Source organism: Sphingobacterium sp. MYb382, assembly GCF_037572665.1.
GTDB lineage: Bacteria > Bacteroidota > Bacteroidia > Sphingobacteriales > Sphingobacteriaceae > Sphingobacterium.
Genome location: NZ_JBBGZT010000010.1, coordinates 154,115 through 169,933, shown reverse-complemented (window position 1 = coordinate 169,933; position 15,819 = coordinate 154,115). Strand labels below are relative to the sequence as shown.

Here is a 15,819-nt window from a genome sequence, read left to right as displayed (position 1 = left end):
GTTCAACGGTTTTTATTGCTTTGCAATTTTAAAAATATGGGATGTTATTTTGATTTGGTTGTTGTTTTTTTATGTTGCTATCTCTTCAAATTTGTTATGGAATAACTTTTTAAACAGGCTATAATTAGGTTGTTTTTTTTTATGGGATTTTGTTTTGCGTTCTTCTACAAAAACTTTTTAAAGCGATTCTATTTAGGTTCTTTATCGTAATGAAATATTGCCTTTGGTTTATTTCGGAACATATTCTCTTTACGTCCTTTTCCTTAATGAAAAGAACCAAAAATCAAGACTGACTCTTTTTGGTGCCAGGCGGCCGATTTCATCCCACGGGCGGAATCCCTAGGCCCCCAATGCTTTTTGCCTGACCCTTCGCCTGGGGAAGCCTTGTATTATACAGTTTGGTCTGGTTCTACAGCGGATTACATTGCCTTATTGTTCCTAAAAGAATAGGTCGAGCCTTGGATTTTCTTGCTGTTTTTCTGTTGTTGTTGTTGTTGTTGTTGTTGTTGTTGTTGTTGTTGTTGTTGTTGTTGTTGTTGTTGTTACCGGAATCTTGCTTGTAGTTTTTATCTCTTACGGTTTGTTTCGTGATAAATATTGAAATGATTTAATGGATGCTCTTACACAAGAAAAGGAAGCTAAGGCTTCCTTTTCTATTCATTTTATCTTTTGTACATTAGGTTGATTAACCTAAGAATAGTTTTTCCAATTCTAATGGTGTGATGTATTGACCATCTTTGTAAACGCGCATATTTCCGCCAGAAATTTCGTCGATTAGAATGATTTCACCGGAGTTTTTATCTTTACCAAACTCTAATTTGATATCGTAAAGCTCTAAATTTTTCGTTGCCAGTTCCTCTTTGATAAGGCCGCAAATAGTTTTCGTCAGGTTCTTTAATACTTGATACTCGGCTGTTGTAAGAAGACCTAAAAACGCCAATGTATCTTCTGAGATTGTTGGATCGCCACGCTCATCATCTTTAATTGTTACTTCTACCAAAGCATCTAGCGGCTGTCCTTCTTCACAGTAAGCACCATATCTTCTTAAGAAACTACCTACTGCTCTGTAGCGACAAATAACTTCCAATCCTTTGCCAAATACTTCCGCACCTTTCACAACCATGCTTACGACTTCGATATCGGCAGAAACATAATGTGTATTTACGCCTTTATTGTTCAACAATTCAAAGAAATGTTTGGTCATCTTCAGGCCTGATTTCCCTGCTCCATCAATCGTTAAACCTACCGTGTTAGCTCCTGGATCGAATACACCGTCAGTACCTGTTACATCGTCTTTAAATTTCAATAAAACCTGATTGTTCTCTAGGCCATACACATCTTTGGTCTTTCCCGTATATAGTAAATTCATAAAATATTATGTTGTTAGTGATTGGCTACAAAACTAACATTATAAAATAGAATAGGTTTACGCTTAGGGAAGAATCCTTAAAAAAAGCAATATATAAATGATGAAAGCTTATAATTTTTTGGCAGATATAGCTTCTCTATTGCATTTTTTGTATTTCAACCATGATCTTAGCATTTTAGGAGTAAATAAAAAGGCGCATAGGTTATACACCTATGCGCCTCATTAAAGCTTAAACTGATTATTCTTAAATTTTACAAGTTGTTAAGCCAGTCAACGACTTCATCGCGTGTTTTGCCAACCTTTTGTTGCAAGCGACCTACTAATTCGTCTTCTTTACCTTCCTCTAATAGAAGATCATCATCTGTTAAATCAGCATACTGCTGCTTAACCTTACCTTTAACTTCGTTCCAAACGCCTTTTAATTTTAGACCTGCCATAATATTATAGATTTAATGAATAAAACAACTAACTATATAAAGAACAGCCTAGCAAAAGAAAAGTTTGTTAAAAAGTCTTAAAATTCAAAACCGGCCCTCAATGACACTTTAAAGGCTATTTTACATCTATAGCAAACAAAATTAGGATTCACCCGTTTTTAACTATACTGTTTCACTAAAACTTAAATATCATGGGAAACCTACTTTATATTATCGCAGTTATTTTGGTCATTGTTTGGGCCATTGGCTTTCTTGGAGGTTATGCTACAGGAGGTATTATTCATGTACTCTTAGTACTTGCCGTTGTCGCCATCTTACTAAGAATTATTCGAGGAGCTTAATACCTTTAGGCGCTTTCTATTAAAACTTGTATTCCTTTGTTTGCTAATAAAAAGCAAGCAAAGGAATACTTAACAAGTGTATTATAGCAAGGCAATTACGGCCCACAATGCGGAGACTGAAATCACGACCCACAGAATAATTCCTTGAACGAATGGCTTGATTCCGACTTGCGTTAACAGGCTTCGGTTTAGGCCACATCCGATTAAAAACAAAGTCAGCGTCAACCCGGCCTGTGCAATTCCTGTCAGGTAAGGTTGAAATGCATGTATGGCGGGCACATAAGTATTCAATAGCATAGCTCCCACAAACAGACCTATAAACCAAGGGATTTTTACTTTACTTCCTTTTGTCTTAAAGAAATATGGAGCGATAAAAGCTAAGGGAATAATCCATAAAGCACGTGCTAATTTGACTGTGGTCGCCACCTCTAATGCTTCCGTTCCGTATTTGCTTGCGGCACCAACAACAGAGCTTGTATCATGGATGGCAATAGCGCTCCAAAGGCCGAACTGCTGCTGTGTCAAATTTAAAGCATGACCAACCGCTGGAAAAACAAAAAGTGCTACGGCATTTAAAATAAAAACCGTCCCTAAGGCTACAGACAATTGTTTTTCTTCAGCTTTAATAACCGGTCCCACGGCAGCAATGGCGCTACCACCACAGATGGCAGTACCAGCCGAAATAAGGAACGCTGTTTTTTGTTCTATTTTCAAGAACTTATTGAGTAGGTACCCTAAAACTCGGGTTCCGACGATGGACACGACTGTGAAAGCGATACCAGACCTTCCTGCTTCTAGTGCACGATCCACTTGCATTCCGAAGCCTAATCCGACAACTGAAACTTGTAATAATATATGTGTGGCTTTATGGTTTAGATGTAAATAAGGATGCCCAACAAATTGAGCGATAATTAATCCTAAAAATAAAGCTACGGGAGCAGATATAAAAGGCGAAAGACACAGGATTACAGCAAGAATAAAGATAAGCTCGCGTGTACTTATGCGTCTATCAAAAAAGCGAGCAGACTTTCCTTTGACTTGTATTTGTTTACGCTGATTTTCCATAACAATTTGTATAAATTACTTATGCAAATTTGGTTAGGATAGTCCTTGGAAAGAAATCACTATTGGTAATCTATCATTACTTTAAGTTATAGCTATTCGCAAAACGCATAAACATAACTGATAGAGAAAGTGTATCTCCTTGCGTTTGGATAAATAAAAAATCACGCTCTATGCGTAAGCCTCGAACATCAACGATGCTACATTCTTTATATTTCAATTCTTTATAAATGGCATAAACGGAAAGAAAGGCTATGGCATTGGAGTTCAACACATACATTTTTATACTTTCGGAACTTCCTAACTGCATCTCTACGTGTAGATCAGCTAATTTTATACCGACTTCTTTCAGGCTATGAGCTATCACTTCCAAAGTTCCAGAACCAGGTTCACGTAGCAAAAAGGGATGTTTAAGGAGTTCTTCAGACTTTATGCTATTCTTATTCGCCAATGGGTGGGAGGCATTGACCACGAGTACCAGTTCATCCTTAATGAAAGGAGTATACTTAAAGTCGTTATTCTTGGACTTCCCTTCGACAAGACCTAGATCAATACTACCATGCTGCAAGGCATGTTCAATTTGCTCGGTATTTCCTGTCGTTAGTGTAATTTTAATATCGGGAAAGCTGGCACGAAAAGCAGCCAATAGAGCGGGCAATATATACTGAGCCACGGTGCTACTCGCACCAATACGAAGCGTACCTGACCAGCTTTGAGTGAAGGTATTAAGTTCGAAATCGATTTTACTATACACCTCGAATAGCTGCTCTGTATACTTTAAGAGGGTTTCTCCTGGTGCAGTAAGCTTTATCTTACTTCCATTACGATCGAATATTTTGACCTTATAGTATTGTTCTATTTCCTTAATATGCTTCGTGACCGCCGGCTGGCTGATATACAATTCTTCCGCCGCCTTTGTGAAATTTAGACGTTTAGCAACGGTATGAAACACTTTTAATCGGAAGTCAAACATACGTGAAGATACAAAATTATTTCATCTGCTAATTTGCCTTAACGACAAAACGAAATTGAGTTATCTTTGTGGAAAGAAGTACGCATTAAGATGGCTTTAAAAATCAAATTTATATTCTTTATCCTACTTTTGACAGGAATCAAAAGTTTTGGACAACACCTAGAAACAGGACGAAAAAGTAGCCCTTTTATTCTGGGACAGACTGATAAGTTGCACTCTAAAATATTGGGTGAAGAACGTACATTAAACATCTACCTGCCGGAAGGTTACAGCAAGGAGCTATCCTACCCTGTTATCTATTTGTTGGATGGTTCTGCTGATGAAGACTTTATTCATGTTGCTGGCATCTTACAGCATAACAATTTCCCATGGGTGGATCGCACAAAACCATCCATCCTTGTTGGCATAGCCAACACAAATAGGAAAAAAGACTTTACCACTACGAGTACGGTGAAAGAGGATTTAGCCTACATTCCGAATAATGGTGGTTCCAGCAAGTTTATTCAGTTTATTGCAAAAGAGTTGCAGCCCTACATAAACAGCGCTTTTAAGACGAGTGGCAAAAACACGCTAATCGGACAGTCATTAGGCGGATTGCTCGCATTAGAAATTCTACACGACAAGCCTACCCTATTTAATACGTACATTATCGCTAGCCCAAGTTTGTGGTGGCGCAATGAATACATGCTTCAGGACACGTATACTTGGTCTAAAAAATATGAAAATCCAACACAGGTATATATTGGCGTGGGTACAGAGGGTAAGATGTATGAAGGCATAAAAAGTATGGAAGAAGCTGCTCAGATTTTAGCCGACAGGCTGCAAGAAGGAAACCCTCAAAACCTCCATGTTCATTTCGACCATTTACGTGATGAGAACCATGCTACCTCAGGTCATCAATCTATCCTTAATGCTTTCAAATGGCTTAGTCAGCTTGATAAAAAATAATAAGAAAAGCTCCGTTTATATCTATTTAAACGGAGCTTTTTAGTCCAATATCGTTTTACCAGAAGCTAAGCTTTAATTTTCGTGAAGCGCGGTATCAATTTAATATAAACCAATTCAAATAGTATTTCCACCATGGTTTGTGTTACAATAATAACCGCAACAAGCTGATTATCGGGAGCAGGCAAGGCTAATGCTAGTGGCAGTACGACCAATGAGTTTCGCGTACTTGTAGAAAAAGCTACGCCTCTTTTTTCTGCTAATCCAGTTTTAAAAATAGTAGAGGCTAGCAGACCAGCAAATGGTGCCACTATACCAAAGCCTATGTAAATAGGTAACACCGACAAAATAGGTTCCATATTTCCAATTAATGAACCTATTTGCGAAGCGATCACGCAGAAGAAAGTCAAGGCCATCATAGGCACCGGCATCCATCCCGAAAAATCTATTATCCCTTCTCCTACTTTCGTTCGTTTAGTAGAATATTGCGTCAACAAAGCCAATGAAAATGGAATCACAATCATCAACACAAAAGATTGCACAAAGGGTGCTATAGCTATGATATCGAGCGTTTCTTTTCCTAAAAAAGCATATAGAAATACAGGGAGCAGAAGCATCTGCACGACAAACAACAGCGGTGTTGCAGCAAGCACGGCATGTGAATCTCCTTTCCCCATGTGGGTAAATACAATCACATAATCTATACATGGTGTAAGCAGCACTAACAAAACACCTAAGGTCAAGATGGGAGTTAATGGAAATATGCTAAGCAATACACCTACAAGAATAGGGATAAATACAAAGTTACCGACAAGCAAAGCTTTGAAAAATGACCGATTTTGAAAAGCTGCTTTCAACTTGAAAAAAGGAATTTGGCAAAACATGCTATACAAGAGTAAACCGATGACGGGCTCAATGAAATGTGCCAACTGAGTAGCCTCCTTCCATAGTAGTCCTATCCCCGCACTAACAAGAATGGTTAATACATAGATACCAATTTGCCCCTGTTCTAAACTATCTTTTGTAACCTTCATCTATTTTTCTACTTGACTTGTCTCACAAAGATAATAGAGAATTTAAGATCCCCTTGTTTCATAAAGAAAACTAAGCCCAAGCAGATGATGCATCTTTTTTCATGAGCCTTACAAGAAACAAAAATTGAGCTTCACAGGAAACAAAAAAAGCTAAAAAGGATGGACATTTGTTACCATCAAACATAAGATAAACAAAGATGAGTAAGACTATTTTAATTACAGGAAGCAGCAGCGGTATTGGCCGTGCTACAGCCATATATTTTGCAGAACAAAGATGGAATGTAATCGCGACAATGCGTACACCTGAAAAAGAAACGGAGTTAAACACGCTAGAAAATGTATGGGTTGCTCCTTTAGATGTATTATCTCCGGAGAGCATTCAGCAAACGGTAGAAGCTGGTATTGCGCGCTTCGGATCTATTGACGTATTGTTGAATAACGCCGGTTATGGTGCATACGGACCGTTGGAAGTCTTCAAACGAGAAGATGTTATTCGTCAGTTCAACACTAACGTAATCGGCCTAATTGATGTTACAAAGGCTGTTATTCCACATTTCAGAGCACAGAAATCAGGCGTTATTATCAACGTTTCTTCGATAGGAGGACGATTCACCTTCCCATTCGGCAGCTTATACCACGGTACGAAATATGCCGTTGAAGGTATTTCTGAATCACTAAGTTTTGAAGTTGCTCCCTTCGGTGTGAAAGTAAAAATCATTGAGCCTGGTGCTACGGAAACGGATTTCGCAGGACGTTCGTTTGATTTTCAAAATGATGAAAGCTTAACGGAGTATCAAGGTTTAATGGAAAAAATGATTGATATGATTGATCAGCTTGGCGCAAATAGCGTATCTCCACGTGTTGTTGCTGAAAAAGTATTTGAGGCGGCAACAGATGGTACAGATCAATTACGGTATCCAGCTACACCAGATGCTGTATCGCTAATTGAAAAACGTAATAAAGAATCCGACCACCAATTTATTGGTGATATGCGAAAACAATTTGGTTTATAAACCATTTCGAGTCTCTTGTTAAAAGTTCGAGCGCTCCATTTCACGTGGAGCGCTTGTTTTTTAACCTTTTATAGCCCTTCTTCCACCTGTTTAGGTCTTGCTGCCAAAACGCCAAAATAAAGCATCAATACAATCGCGGCCGATAGGAAGTAAAACGACGCTCGCCACGAAGCATCCCAATCATGAAGCTTACCAAAAATAGGCGGACCAAAAGCTGCGATAAAATAACCAATAGACTGTGCCATTCCGGATAGTTTAATAGCATTTGCACTAGACTGTGTACGCAAGGAAAAAAATAGAATCGCCAAGCTGAACGACAGTCCATTTGCCAGCCCCAATAAAACGGCACTTAAATAGACGCCTTCGGCCTTCCAAGAGACGAACAAAATCATGCTCAACAACATCAAAACACTTAAAAAGATGATTAAGGCTTTTTGATTTTTCATCCTGTTGGCAATAATTGGTCCTACAAAAGTAATCGGCAGCATCGCCATTTGTATGGCAAAAAGTACCCATCCGGGTTCACTTTCGGGCATTCCGTAATCTTTTAGTACAGCAGGCAACCAAGAAATAAGACTGTAAAAAACTAACGATTGCAGCCCCATAAAGATGCTGATGTTCCACGCTTGCTTAGATTTAAAGATATTAAAATCTGATTTCTGAGCAACCTTCACATCAAGATTCGCACTTTTTTTGATGAACAAAAGCTCTATCAATACTACGCTCAACGCTAAAGCTGTTAAGAGGATCCATATTCCCAAAGAACCTTGCCAACCAAGTCCTGTCCACTCTCCTATGCGGGTGCTAAATCCAGAAGCCAAAGCTGCCGTCAAATTCATGGCCACAGCAAAGACTCCTGTCATTAACCCAATTTGGTTGGGAAAATTTTGCTTAACGTAACCTGGTGTAATCACATTCCCAACACAAATGCCTAAACCGATAAATACAGAACCAATAAACAGCGTGTAGATGGATCCAAAAACGCGAAGGAATAACCCTAAGCAAAGCATGAGTAACGCGTAGGCTAAGAACTGCTGTATCTTTAGGCGACTTGAAAATTTACTGACCAAAACGGAACATGTAGCGAAGACAAAAAGTGGAATAGACGTTAACAGACTTCCTTGCAAATTATCAAGCCTCAACGCTTCTGACAACTGACCTAAGACAGGACCAACAGCGGTAAGCGGTGACCGCAAATTACTCGACACCAAAACAACAACTAACACATTAATTATAAGTAAAAGGTAAGACCTTTTCTTTACAGACTCTTCCATAGGACACACTATTCAATTAATGTGGCAAAGGTAATCATGTATTTTTACATACATTTGCCATATTGTTAATCTCAAACGACATGACAACTTACAAACATAGTCTGAAAGTAGAAAGTATCGAAAAACCTTATTTCGTATGGTTTGAAAATAACTGGGTGCATGATGATATACTCCACAAGCATAAAAAAGCACAATTGATTTACGTAGATAGCGGTTTTCAATACCTAACTGTCGCTGATAAAAAATATGTTGTTCCACAATATCATGCAGCATGGATTCCCTCCGATGCTATGCATAAAACAAATACCCATTCGGAGTATATTAAATTGATGGTTTTATTTTTTGATATAGCGGTTTCCCAACCTTTTTATGAGGAAGTCGTTATTTTCTTAGCTCCTCCTGTTCTACGGGAGATGATTCGTTACGCGGAGAAATGGTCAAATAACACAGTGGAACAAGCTGATGAAACCATATTTTTGGGTGCCCTTTTGCATGAGCTGCCTAATTTTGTCGCTCAGTCTTTACAACTCCATCTGATAGTACCGGAGGACACGCGTCTAACAAAAGCGATGAACTATCTACACGCTAATTATACTGGAGAGCTCCAAATCCACAAGCTAAGTGAATTAGCGGCACTTTCTGTACGTAGTTTGGAACGTATTTTTAAGAAACAAACAGGACTTACTTTAATCAAATATCAACAGATGTTGCGCATTATCAAAAGCTTGGAGCTACTCAGCACACAAACCTTAACGATATCGGAGATTGCTTTCCAAGTGGGCTATAAAAGTGTACAAGCCTACCACAAAAGTTTTCATTCGCTGATGGGTAGTAGTCCAAGTGATTTCTTAAAACGTATGCGCCAACCATAGGTCGCTATTTTAAAGCTAAAAAAGGCTAATTTGTTTCCAAATCAGCCTTTACTTTTGTTCGTTGTTATTGTTTATTTCTGAGGTACAAATGTATCGCGTAGCACATTCATGTAGGCTTCATCTGTTCCACCATTACGGATATCAATCAACGGTTGCAAGTCCTCACCAATTACATAACGCAAGGTTTGACTCTCATCATTCGTTGCTTTGAAAATTTCAGCAGCTACATCATTCGCGGAAGCGGATCCACCACTATAAATCGCTTTGAAGATGGCATCCATTTCTGTCAAATAATCACTGTAATCGGTCAACGCAGCATCTATTGCAAAGTTAGACTTCGTTGTTTGCTCGAAATTAGTGCTGATATTTCCAGGTTCAATAATCTTTACTCGAATATTCTGAGAAACCAATTCAAAAGATAGCGACTCACTAAAGCCCTCCAAGGCAAACTTTGATGCTGCATAAATGGATACCAAAGGGACAGTCACGCGGCCCACACCTGAGGTGATATTGACGATTGTTCCACTTCCTTGTTTACGAAAATAAGGTAATAGTGCACGTGTAATTTCCATCGTCCCGAAAAGGTTAACCGAAAATTGACGTTTAATCTGTGCTGCGCTGGTTGCCTCGAAGAGACCATGTTGACCATATCCAGCATTGTTCAATAGGGCATCGATTTTACCAAATTTAGCAATACCTGCTTGGATAGCCGGTTCAAAAGTATCGGGTTGCTCTACGTCGACCTTTACAACCAATATATTATCAGCATCCTTAAGCACATTCTGACGTTCAGGGTTACGCATGGTTGCTACAACATTCCAACCATTATTTGCGAAATATAATGCCGTTGCTTGTCCGATTCCGGAAGAAGCACCCGTTATAAAAAGTGTTTTTTTCATGAGCTAATTATTTAGTATTAAGGTTGAAGTATTCGCGCATGTGACGTGCAAACTGCAGGTCATCCATCGATGTACGGTTTTTAATCCATCCTTTAGCGTCGGCTCCTACGGCATAACGCAATTGGTCAGAACCGTCTGTTGCAGCTTCATAAATGGTGTCAGCCACCGCTTCTGCGGTACTCAAGTCTGTACTCATCGCACCAAGCTGTGCCGTTGCTTGCGCAACAAAATCATCGTATGCTGTTAAGTTCGGGTCGGCCGCAAAAACTTGCGCTGATGTCTCATGAAATGGTGTTGCTACGCCACCTGGCTCTACCAGCTTAATACTAATATTTTGTGATGCCAACTCATAAGAAAGGGCTTCTGTAAATCCTTCAAGAGCGAACTTTGAAGATACATACATAGAGATTAACGGAATACCAATACGTCCACCCGCAGAACTTACGTTGATAATAGCACCTTGCTTTTCGGCTCTAAAATGAGGTAACACGGCACGTATTACATTCATGGTACCGAACACATTTACGGCGAATTGTTTTTCTATCTGCTCAGGCTTTAGAGCTTCAAAAATACCATACTGACCAAACGCTGCATTGTTAACCAAAAGGTCTACCTTGCCAAAACGTTCAACAGCAGCATGCAAACTATCAGCGATGGATTGTACATCTTCTAAATCTAATCGTGTTACCAACACATTTTCAAGCGTTTGCAATATTTCTTCAGCTTCAGGATTACGCATTGTAGCTACTACATTCCAGCCATTTTTTGAAAATAGCTCCGCCGCGGCTCTTCCAATTCCAGTGGATGAACCTGTAATTAATACAGTCTTTTTCATTTGTAATTTTCTCTTTAGACGTTCGATGGGTTTACACCGAACTTGTTTTTAAATGCATAAGAAAAATGGGATAAGGTTTCAAAACCGACTTCCAAATACACATCTTTGGGTTTCCAATTTTTCGTGTTTAATAGATAGTAAGCTTCCTCTAACCTTTTTTGCTGCAGCCAACGGCTAGGTGATGTACTAAATATTTTCTCAAAATCGCGTTTGAAAGACGCTAAACTTCTTCCCGTTAAAAAGGCCAATTGTGTTAAAGGCGTATTGAAACGGAAATGCTTATTCATAAAAGCTTCTAAATTGATTTTTCCGGGTATCGCAAAATGAAACATAATATCCTTCAATTGCTCATCATGACGCAATAGTAAATGTATGATTTCACTTTTCTTGATATCCATCAATTCGGGGCTTACCTGCTGACCAAACCATGCCAACAGTCCGGTAAAGTAATGCGTGATTAATGGGTCACGATCCATCTTAAACAAGCTACCTTTAGGAGGATGCTGCGCATGAATGCCATAGTGACTAGCAAAATCCTGCAAGAAGGATTCCTCTAGATTGACAGAGATAGCTTGAAACTCACCATCCTTTTCCGGATATTTCACGAAACGAATCAAGGTGTTTTTACGAAACAAAACGACCTCTCCCGAACGGTATATATGGGTTTCCTGACCATCATAAGCCTCTAGCTCGCCCGAAATAATATAGGCGATGCCATGATCTTTTATAAACTGCTCGCCCGACTTATTGCTCTTCGTATAGCAGCTTAACTGAATGCCGTGTAAATTACCTTCTTTTACCATTACTTTGCGTTTTTCCACCAATAGCGTTTTTCTCTTGGCGTATGATCCAAATCAACAACCTCTCCAATCATAGGTGTTATTATGGGGAACTGCTGCTTCTCGCTCAGTTCCGCAATACGGTCTAAAGGTTCATGCCATGAGTGGTTCGCCAAAGAAAACTTCGCAGAGTGCACAGGTAACAAAACTTTAGCTTTCAAATCTTGAGCCGCCTGCAACACCTGCTCGGGCTGCATATGGATGAATCCCCAACTTTTATCGTACTGACCATTTTCTAAAATAGCGAGGTCAAAGGGACCAAACTTATTACCGATTTCCACGAAGTGATCGTCATAACCACTATCGCCGCCGATATATATCTTCTTGGTGGGCGTCTGCAACACATAGGAAGTCCATAGGGTATTGGCAGCCCAGATATTACGACCAGAGAAGTGACGTGCAGGTGCTGTAGTTAGCTTAAAACCATTGCCTAAATCAGTCTCATCCCACCAGTCTGTTTCTGTTATTTGTTCCGGTTTGTATCCCCAAAATTCAAGATGCTCCCCTACGCCAAGTCCGGTTATTACATGTCCGACTTTATCTTTAATTTTCTTGAGCGTTTCATAATCCATATGATCGTAATGATCATGGGTGATGATCAAATAATCTACCGCTGGAAGCGCTTCGGCACTAGTCACCGTCGTCCCTTTGAAGGGTTTTCCCCCTCCGGGAATAGGTGATGCACTCTGGCTTAACACAGGGTCTACGAGAATTTTCTTCCCATCGATAAAAATTAAATAAGAAGAATGCCCCAACCAAACCAATGTCGGTTTAGTGCTGTCTATTTTCTCCCAATCGACAAACAAGGAGGGTAAATCTTCTTTTGGTTCTCCATCTTTCGATTTCTTGAATGCATAATCATACAATGCTGTTCCTAAACCCTGGGTAAGCTGTGGCGTATCATGTAGATTGCGAAATTTACCATCACGATAGTTAGGTGATTTTTTTATGCGCTCTAAGCGTGCGCCTGAAGGTCTTTTACCAAATACGGGAGTCATCATATATAGCGTTGTTATTCCTAAAAGCATTACGATGGACAGTACAACCCATTTGAGTATTCGCCACCGTCTTTGCGGTTTTTTAACAGTTGTCATCATTTCAATTTCTAATACAAAGATAAAGCCAAATTACGACATAGGCTTTCTTGAAAAGCTCAAATTAGGTTTCCTAAAAAGCTCATGTAAGGAAAGCGTTATTTTGTGTATATACAGGCCAAAGAAGGTACACAAAATAAAAAGGAGAAGCCTTTTTATTTGGCTTCTCCTTTTAAAAATGAATATTTATTCACACATGCTATTCCTCTTTCGCCTCTTCTTGCTGGCTTAGCAAAGGCTTGTATGTTATTTCTTCATCAACCTCTATTTCTTGTTCATACGGTTGAACAAAGGTACCTTTCACTTTTTCGGAGTTGTAAACATAGGTTCCCCAAATCAAAAGAGGGAATAAGCCTCTTATATTTTCCGAAACAGAAACGTCTGAAAATTGATTGAATTTATAAATTAGTAGCATCGCCGTAATCAAGACTGTACCTACAAATAGTAAAGCCGCTGTAAACAGGAAAGTCTGCGCAAAGAGATCTCTTTTCTTAAAGAACAAATAAGCACAGTAAATCATAAGTACTAAACAAACCGTATTAATAATGAGCTCCACAATCAAAAGCATTTTGTACTCAAATTCCGATATTGATTCGATGTATAGATGTGCCGACCATATATTTGCATCGGCAATCAAATAGGTATCGATGACATCATAACCTATGCGTATAATGCTAAACAGCATGAAAAGCCCCACAACAACAAGCCATCCATCAATCTGACCATATTTAGGGTTTTTACTTAACCGAACCAAATTACTGGGCTTCGTTTTATTGTAACGAAGGATAATAAATAGGGTGATCCCTGCAACAATAGCGAAAAGCAATGGAAAATAGATATCAGTACCACCACCTTTGGTGTCAACCATTAAAGTTCCATCATCTTGGAGGTAATAGCCATTATAAAGCAGCGTATTGAGATCTTTAAAATCGTTGAAGTATAGTTCTTTTTCGTTGCCATCAATAAAAGGTTTGTAGTAATTCAACTCATAATCTATTGTTAACACATCACCTGTAGCACTAATCTTTTTTCCAAAATAATAACTCGATCGGCCAAATTTTTCGGGATCAACTTCAAACGGCTCATAGGTTAAACCGCCATGGTTAACCACTCGTATTTTATATTTGAGAGACAAAGGGTAGCTTATGGCAATGGGTGCCTCACCTTCTAAAGATGATATTTCCGTTATTTTATCTTTAATATGGTTTGCAAAAAGACCTAATATACGTTTATCCTGTCCTTTCTCTTCGTCCCCTACCTTCTCGATCTGATACTCTTCATTAACAACAACCAAATTCATGATTTTATCGTCCACAAATTCCAAGGGTGTTTTCAACTTCAATGTTGAGGCTACACGCTGATAATATTCGAGGTAGCTCTTCTGAATTTGATTGCGTGCATTACTTTTAAAGTAGCTACGTATACTTTCGGCCTCTGCATCTTTATACTCGGTTCGTACTTGTAGAATAGCTCCTCCTTTATCATTCAGCAGATAAGTTTCTACAATGTTTATGCTCCCCTGTTTCTGTTCGGGAGAAGGCACTAACTTTTCTGGTTTATTAATCACCAACAAAGAGCCATAATCGGGGTAATAGCGCTTTTGTATGGATCCTGCTTGATCGGTAATTGTCGGATCGATAAACTGACTTCTTCCATTTATCGTCACCTGAACCGTCATATGATTAAACAGATAAGGTGACGGCAATCGCTTATCCAAGCCGTGATAATTGTAGCTGTTGGCTAAGACCAACGAACAGTCTATACCTTTACGTTTTAGCATGGTGGCCAACAGCACCGATTTATCTTTACAGTCACCATAGCGTTGCGTAAAAACCTTCTCGGGGGTATTAGCGCGGTGCGAATATTCGCCCATCTCGACGCCCATATAGCGGATATCATTTTGGACAAAGTCGGTTACTTTCTTTAAAAAATTATACTTATCTCCTTTAACATCGGTCCAAAAATCATCAACTAAATTTGCCAATTCAGTACCTGCTGTGAGTGTCCCAATGGGATTGATACGCGCTGCCCACTGCCCGATTTCGGCCCAGGAGTTATACTCCGTACATTCGCCCCACTGCAACGTTGTATACCAATATGGCGCATAACTAACGTAAGGAACAGCAGGCAACCCAGCAACTTCCCAAGAGTACGACTGTCCTTCACTTGTCTTTTCAATCTTTGGTTCAGGAGCGCCATTATGCATTTTAAACTGCAACTTTCGCCCTGTAGGAACAATATAATTCACGTAAGACAAGCCACTAGGCTCATAACTCTGGAGATAAAAGCGATCAAAAAACTTCTGCTCAAAAACAGGATTGAAGCCTTTCAAGCTATAGGAAATTAAGATTTTATCATCCTTGCGTAGATCATCCAAAATGAAATAAGCGGAATAACTACCGTTGTATATAAAGCGCGATAAATCGGTCTCGGTAGCTACAACTTCAAATTTATTGAGGTCTAGTTTATCAATGGCCTGTCCGCCACGCAAAACCTTGACTTCATGCAAGATAAGTTGCTGATATTTGGGGTCATAATTGATATTTATCTGTCCCGCATTTTCGGCTCCATTGGAGTCAAATAAAACTTTGACATTTCTATAAAACTTCGTTTGTTGTTGTAGGTTGACTTGATATTCGCTTTTTTCATAATAGTAGCCTTCGCTAACATCAAGTTGATCGACCTCCTTTGGTCCAACGGTACTATTACGCGCCCATGAAGGAACAGGAGCATGCGTTAAATTATGCTTAACCTGTGCTTTTGTTGCAAATACAGCGAAAAACATACAGACCAAAAGGCCTATAAATCGGAAAAATCTCATAAAAGTTAATC

At 39.2% G+C, this 15,819-nt stretch carries 15 protein-coding genes; 4 read left to right on the top strand and 11 right to left on the bottom strand.

All coding sequences use genetic code 11. The annotated features are described in order from the left end of the window. Nucleotides 1-685: 685 nt before the first annotated feature. The gene (locus WH223_RS04220; protein WP_340046284.1) at nt 686-1,369 is read right to left on the bottom strand and encodes a phosphoribosylaminoimidazolesuccinocarboxamide synthase; all 684 of its coding nucleotides are present in this window, start codon (nt 1,367-1,369) and stop codon (nt 686-688) included. 251 nt (nt 1,370-1,620) lie between these two features. Next, on the bottom strand, nt 1,621-1,806 hold the full coding sequence (locus tag WH223_RS04215; protein WP_340046283.1) for a CsbD family protein: 186 nt from the start codon (nt 1,804-1,806) through the stop codon (nt 1,621-1,623). A gap of 191 nt (nt 1,807-1,997) precedes the next feature. On the opposite strand from WH223_RS04215, the gene WH223_RS04210 reads away from it, so the two are divergent. Beyond that, nucleotides 1,998-2,147 (top strand): lmo0937 family membrane protein, encoded by a 150-nt coding sequence (locus tag WH223_RS04210; RefSeq protein ID WP_340046282.1) that lies wholly within the window; start codon nt 1,998-2,000, stop codon nt 2,145-2,147. Nucleotides 2,148-2,228: 81 nt separating this feature from the next. On the opposite strand, the gene WH223_RS04205 is transcribed toward WH223_RS04210, so the two are convergent. Beyond that, nucleotides 2,229-3,212 (bottom strand): YeiH family protein, encoded by a 984-nt coding sequence (locus tag WH223_RS04205; protein WP_340046281.1) that lies wholly within the window; start codon nt 3,210-3,212, stop codon nt 2,229-2,231. Between the two features lie 76 nt (nt 3,213-3,288). After that, entirely contained in the window at nt 3,289-4,182 is an 894-nt protein-coding gene (locus WH223_RS04200; protein ID WP_340046280.1) for a LysR family transcriptional regulator, read from the bottom strand. Between the two features lie 66 nt (nt 4,183-4,248). On the opposite strand from WH223_RS04200, the gene WH223_RS04195 reads away from it, so the two are divergent. Further along, the gene (locus tag WH223_RS04195; RefSeq protein WP_340046279.1) at nt 4,249-5,130 is read left to right on the top strand and encodes an alpha/beta hydrolase; all 882 of its coding nucleotides are present in this window, start codon (nt 4,249-4,251) and stop codon (nt 5,128-5,130) included. Between the two features lie 65 nt (nt 5,131-5,195). On the opposite strand, the gene WH223_RS04190 is transcribed toward WH223_RS04195, so the two are convergent. Further along, the gene (locus WH223_RS04190; RefSeq protein WP_340046278.1) at nt 5,196-6,161 is read right to left on the bottom strand and encodes an arsenic resistance protein; all 966 of its coding nucleotides are present in this window, start codon (nt 6,159-6,161) and stop codon (nt 5,196-5,198) included. Nucleotides 6,162-6,358: 197 nt separating this feature from the next. Between WH223_RS04190 and WH223_RS04185 the strand changes: the two genes are divergently transcribed. Then, on the top strand, nt 6,359-7,174 hold the full coding sequence (locus WH223_RS04185) for an SDR family oxidoreductase (protein ID WP_340046277.1): 816 nt from the start codon (nt 6,359-6,361) through the stop codon (nt 7,172-7,174). 68 nt (nt 7,175-7,242) lie between these two features. Here the strand turns inward: WH223_RS04185 and WH223_RS04180 are convergent, their stop codons facing one another. Next, on the bottom strand, nt 7,243-8,448 hold the full coding sequence (locus tag WH223_RS04180; protein ID WP_340046276.1) for a CynX/NimT family MFS transporter: 1,206 nt from the start codon (nt 8,446-8,448) through the stop codon (nt 7,243-7,245). Nucleotides 8,449-8,528: 80 nt separating this feature from the next. Between WH223_RS04180 and WH223_RS04175 the strand changes: the two genes are divergently transcribed. Beyond that, nucleotides 8,529-9,320: an AraC family transcriptional regulator gene (locus WH223_RS04175; protein WP_340046275.1), complete on the top strand. Its 792-nt coding sequence runs from the start codon at nt 8,529-8,531 to the stop codon at nt 9,318-9,320. Between the two features lie 71 nt (nt 9,321-9,391). Here the strand turns inward: WH223_RS04175 and WH223_RS04170 are convergent, their stop codons facing one another. The 5 genes from WH223_RS04170 to WH223_RS04150 form a co-directional block, all read right to left on the bottom strand. Then, nucleotides 9,392-10,219 (bottom strand): SDR family oxidoreductase, encoded by an 828-nt coding sequence (locus tag WH223_RS04170; protein ID WP_340046274.1) that lies wholly within the window; start codon nt 10,217-10,219, stop codon nt 9,392-9,394. Between the two features lie 7 nt (nt 10,220-10,226). Continuing rightward, nucleotides 10,227-11,054 (bottom strand): SDR family oxidoreductase, encoded by an 828-nt coding sequence (locus WH223_RS04165; RefSeq protein WP_340046273.1) that lies wholly within the window; start codon nt 11,052-11,054, stop codon nt 10,227-10,229. Between the two features lie 14 nt (nt 11,055-11,068). Further along, complete coding sequence (locus tag WH223_RS04160; RefSeq protein WP_340046272.1) at nt 11,069-11,875, bottom strand: helix-turn-helix domain-containing protein; 807 nt, start codon at nt 11,873-11,875, stop codon at nt 11,069-11,071. Continuing rightward, nucleotides 11,857-12,894, bottom strand: a complete 1,038-nt coding sequence (locus tag WH223_RS04155) for an MBL fold metallo-hydrolase (protein WP_340046271.1) — start codon at nt 12,892-12,894, stop codon at nt 11,857-11,859. Before WH223_RS04155 ends, WH223_RS04160 begins: the two co-directional genes overlap by 19 nt. A 292-nt stretch (nt 12,895-13,186) precedes the next feature. Then, nucleotides 13,187-15,808 carry a DUF3857 domain-containing protein gene (locus WH223_RS04150; protein WP_340046270.1) on the bottom strand — a complete coding sequence of 874 codons (2,622 nt, stop codon included), beginning with the start codon at nt 15,806-15,808 and terminating at the stop codon, nt 13,187-13,189. Nucleotides 15,809-15,819: the final 11 nt, after the last annotated feature.